Below are 4,740 nucleotides of genomic sequence, written 5' to 3'. Positions count from 1 at the left end.
CCATGGCCCGCCGGGCCGTGGTGACCCTCGTGGGTCGCGTGGTCGTGCCCGGTCTGCGTGTGGTGTGCGGTGTGGTCCATGACCGTCATCCCCATTCCCTTCACGTGTGACCCGTCTCCCGAGCCCCACACTCACGACTATATACCCCCCAGGGGTATGTGCAAAGGTGTGGAGACCGGTGTGCGGCCGCTCGCGGACGGACGCCGACGACGGGGGCCGCTACCGCGTGACCGGCGGGGGCTCGTCGCCGGGCAGCGGGTCGTCGGAACGGGTGGCGCGGGCCGGTCGTACGGCCCGCGCCCGCTGGACTCAGAGCCGGTCGAGGATGCTCTGGAGCTGCTTGACCTCGGCCGACTGTCCGTCGACGATGGCGCCCGCCATCTTCACGGCGCCCGCGTACTCACCGTTCTTCCGCTCGCCCTCGGCCATGGTGATCGCGCCTTCGTGGTGCTCGATCATCATGTCGGCGAACATCTTGTCGAACTCGGCGCCCTTCATGCCCTTGAGGTGCTCCATGTCCCCGTCGGACATCATGCCGTCGCCGCTGCCGTGGTCCATGCCGGGCATGGCTCCGGCGGCGGCGGTCGGCTGGTTCCAGGACTTCAGCCAGCCCTGCATCGTCCTGATCTCGGGGTCCTGGGCCTTCTCGATCTTCGCCGCGATCTCCTTCACCTCGGCGTCGGAGGCGCGGCCGTCGGCGAGTCGGGCCATCGCCAGTGCCTGCTGGTGGTGCGGGATCATCATCTGCGCGAAGGCGACGTCAGCGTCGTTGAAGCCCGTGGAGCCCGCCTCGGCGGCAGCCGACGCGGACGTCGAAGCGGATGCGGACGCCGAGTTGTCGCCGCTGCCGTGTTCCATGCCGCTCATGTCGTCGCCGTCGCCGCCACAGGCGGAGAGGAACAGTGCGCCGGCGGCGACGAGGCCGACGGCGGCGGCGCGGCGGACGGGCTTGCGGGGCAGGGCATGCGTGAAGGCAGTCATGGGTGATTCACCTCGTGGTGTCGGTTCGTCAGCTGTGTGGGGCGGGCGCAACCGCCCGCGCGCGCGACGCGCGCAGGCGCAACCGCCCGCAGGCGGAACCGCGGGATCGCGCGTCGTGCGCGTCCGCGAGCGGGTTCGGCCTACAGCCGCAGAACTGACAGACGGGTGAGATCGGGTTGGCGAGGCGGAGGGTCGGGCCGCGCGACGGTGGTGAGCCGGGCGAGCAGCTCAGCGAGCCACTCCCGGCGACGGGCGAGTGCCGACCTGACGAGAGCGCTGAGCGCCCACGCGCCGAACAGCACCGCCACGCACAGCGACACCATGTCCATGGTCATGGGGGGCTCGTGGGTGGACGACGACTCCGCCTTCTTGCCCGCGGCGTCCGTGGCGCGACCGCCGGCGGCCATGTCGTCCGCCGGCGCGCTCATCGGCGCATGGCCCGGAGCAGCCGCATCGGTGATCACGGAGGGGGACGTGGTGCTCATGCCGGCATGGTCCGACTCGCCGGGGTGTCCCATGCCGTGCATCGCGAACACGCCGAGGGCGAGCAGCACGACGAGCAGCAGGTGCCCGAGGGCGCCTGCCGCGCGTACGTTTCGGCTCGCCTTCACACCGGACTCCGTCACTGGCCGTTCTGGATCTGCCTTGTACGACAGTACCCAAGGTTCACGGGAGGGGCTCGCACCGGTCCCGCCGGGCGGGACCGGTGGCGCTGAGCGAGAGGGCCGGGCTACTTGAAGGAGCGCAGGCGCAGGCTGTTGGTGACGACGAAGACCGAGGAGAAGGCCATCGCGGCACCGGCGATCATCGGGTTGAGCATCCCGAAGGCGGCCAGCGGCAGGGCGGCGATGTTGTAGCCGAACGCCCAGAACAGGTTGCCCTTGATGGTGGCGAGGGTCCTGCGGGAGAGCCGGATCGCGTCCGCCGCCACCCGCAGATCGCCGCGTACGAGGGTCAGGTCGCCCGCCTCGATCGCCGCGTCCGTCCCGGTGCCCATGGCCAGACCCAGGTCGGCGGTGGCGAGGGCGGCGGCGTCGTTGACACCGTCGCCGACCATGGCGACCGTACGGCCCTCCGCCTGGAGCCGCTTGACGACGTCGACCTTGTCCTGCGGCAGCACCTCGGCGATGACCTCGTCGATGCCGACGGCCCGCGCGACCGACTCGGCGACGAGCCGGTTGTCCCCGGTCAGCAGGACCGGCTTCAGCCCGAGTGCGCGCAGCTCGGCCACCGCCTCGGCACTGGTCTCCTTGACCGCGTCGGCGACGGTCAGGACCCCGCGCGCCTCACCGTCCCAGGCCACGGCGACCGCCGTACGTCCCTCGGCCTCCGCGGCGGCCTTCGCCTCGGCCAGCTCACGCGGCAGGGCGATGACCCAGTCGTCGAGGAGCTGCTCACGACCGACGAGCACGGCATGGCCCTCGACGACGCCCTGGACACCGAGACCGGCGACGTTCTCGAAGTTCTCGGGCACCGGCAGGCTGCCCGCCCGATCCGCTTCCGCGGCGCCCGCCGCGATGGCCTGGGCGATCGGGTGCTCGGAGGCGTGTTCCAACGCGCCCGCGAGGCGCAGCAGCTCGCTTTCGTCCACGCCCGGCGCGGTGAACACGTCCTGGAGCCGCATCCGGCCGGTGGTGACGGTGCCGGTCTTGTCCAGGACGATCGTGTCGACACGGCGGGTGGACTCCAGGACCTCGGGGCCCTTGATCAGGATGCCGAGCTGGGCGCCGCGGCCGGTGCCGACCATGAGGGCGGTCGGTGTCGCGAGGCCGAGCGCGCACGGGCAGGCGATGATCAGGACCGCGACGGCGGCGGTGAACGCGGCCGTCGTGTCACCCGTGAGGCCGAGCCAGGCGCCGAGGGTGGCCGCGGTGATCAGCAGGACCGCGGGGACGAAGACGCCGGAGATCCGGTCCGCGAGGCGCTGCACGTCCGCCTTGCCGTTCTGGGCGTCCTCGACGAGCCTCGCCATCCGGGCGAGCTGGGTGTCGGCGCCGATCCGGGTGGCCTCGACGACGAGCCGGCCACCGGCGTTGACCGTCGCCCCGGTCACGGCGTCACCGACGCCCACGTCCACCGGTACGGACTCGCCGGTCAGCAGGGCGGCGTCGACCGCGGAGGCACCCTCGACGACGGTCCCGTCGGTCGCGATCTTCTCGCCGGGGCGTACGACGAAGCGGTCACCGACCGCCAACTGGGCGACAGGAATGCGTACTTCCACGCCGCCGCGCAGTACCGCGACCTCCTTCGCGCCCAGCTCCAGCAGGGCCCGCAGCGCCGCACCCGCCTTGCGCTTGGACCGCGCCTCCAGGTAGCGCCCGGCGAGGATGAACGTGGTCACACCGGCCGCGGCCTCCAGATAGATGGAGGACGAGCCGTCCGAACGGGAGATGGTGAACTCGAAGCCGTGCCGCATGCCCGGCATGCCGGCGTCTCCGAGGAACAGGGCCCACAGCGACCAGCCGAGCGCGGCGAGCGTGCCGATCGACACCAGCGTGTCCATGGTCGCCGCGCCGTGCCGGGCGTTCGTCCAGGCGGCCCGATGGAAGGGGAACGCACCCCAGATCACGACCGGAGCGGCGAGAGTCAGCGACAGCCACTGCCAGTTGTCGAACTGGAGGGCCGGCGCCATCGCCAACAGCACCACGGGCACCGAGAGCGCCAGCGACACGAGCAGGCGCTGCCGCAGGGTGAGCAACTCCTGATCCGCGGCGGGCGCGGCGCCCGGTACGCCCTCGTCGTCGCCCGGGGGAGTGGGCGGGGGCGGCTCCGCGGCCGTATAGCCGGTCTTCTCGACAGTGGTGATGAGGTCGGCGACCCCGATCCCGTCCGGGTAGGAGATCTTCGCCTTCTCGGTGGCGTAGTTGACGGTCGCCGTGACGCCGTCGATCCGGTTGAGCTTCTTCTCGATGCGGGCCGCGCAGGAGGCGCAGGTCATCCCGCCGATGGAGAGCTCGACCTCGGAGGCGGGCGCGGGAGCGCTGTCGGGAAGCGTCTTCTCGGGAGCCGTGCTGGTCATGGAGATACTCCTGGGGAAGGCCGGGACGTACGGCGTCCGTATCAGCGGAGCGGCACGCCCCGGCGGGGAGGAATGCGCGTGGTCCGGGGCCGGCCGGCCCCGGACCGGCTCACGCCGTGCCGACGAGTTCGTAACCCGCCTCGTCGACAGCGGCGCGGACGGCCTCCTCGTCGAGCGGGGCGGAGGAGGTGACGGTCACCTCGCCGGTCCTGGCGACGGCCGTGACCGCGGTGACGCCGTCCAGCGCGGAGATCTCCTGCGAGACCGCGCCCTCGCAGTGCCCGCAGGTCATGCCGGACACCCGGTAGACGGTGGTGAGCGCGCCGCCCTGGCTGTCGGATGCGGAGCCGGAGTGGCAGGAGCCGTCGGCGGAGCAGCAGGAGCCGGAGGCCTGCACGTCGGTCACGCCGGAGTTCTTCAGGTCGGTCATGGCTACTTCCTCGGCTGTCGATGCGTGGGTCGCTTGCGGAGGAGCTCGATAGGCCCCTCCCGACGGGATCGACTATATACCCCTAGGGGGTATGTCGGAAGTCTGGGTGGGCCCGGGAAATCCCGCGCCCGAAGTCACGCGACCATCCTCGGCGGATCGCCGGCCACAGGGATGCCCGCGCTGCCGTGGATCTCCCTGTGCGCCGGATCCCGGCCGCGTGAACGCCCGTACGGCCTTCTCCGCGCCGGCCGGCGACACCACCGAACGGTGTCCGGCCGCTTCACGGTCACTGCCGGAGGAGCCGGGCCCG

The 4,740-nt window shown here is 71.9% G+C and carries 4 protein-coding genes; all 4 read right to left on the bottom strand.

Annotated features, from left to right (window positions below):
• Positions 1-309 precede the first annotated feature (309 nt).
• On the bottom strand, positions 310-981 hold the full coding sequence (locus tag BZL64_RS12880) for a DUF305 domain-containing protein (protein ID WP_086769218.1): 672 nt from the start codon (positions 979-981) through the stop codon (positions 310-312).
• Positions 982-1,121: 140 nt separating this feature from the next.
• Complete coding sequence (locus BZL64_RS12875) at positions 1,122-1,592, bottom strand: hypothetical protein (RefSeq protein WP_086769216.1); 471 nt, start codon at positions 1,590-1,592, stop codon at positions 1,122-1,124.
• Positions 1,593-1,711: 119 nt separating this feature from the next.
• Positions 1,712-4,000 (bottom strand): heavy metal translocating P-type ATPase, encoded by a 2,289-nt coding sequence (locus tag BZL64_RS12870; RefSeq protein ID WP_086769214.1) that lies wholly within the window; start codon positions 3,998-4,000, stop codon positions 1,712-1,714.
• A 109-nt stretch (positions 4,001-4,109) separates the two neighbouring features.
• Positions 4,110-4,430 carry a heavy-metal-associated domain-containing protein gene (locus BZL64_RS12865; protein WP_086769213.1) on the bottom strand — a complete coding sequence of 107 codons (321 nt, stop codon included), beginning with the start codon at positions 4,428-4,430 and terminating at the stop codon, positions 4,110-4,112.
• Positions 4,431-4,740 lie beyond the last annotated feature (310 nt).

The sequence above is a fragment of the Streptomyces bobili genome, from assembly GCF_002154575.1.
Classification (GTDB): domain Bacteria; phylum Actinomycetota; class Actinomycetes; order Streptomycetales; family Streptomycetaceae; genus Streptomyces; species Streptomyces bobili.
Note: the sequence above shows the minus strand (reverse complement) of the source record. Positions and strands in the feature narration are given on the sequence as shown.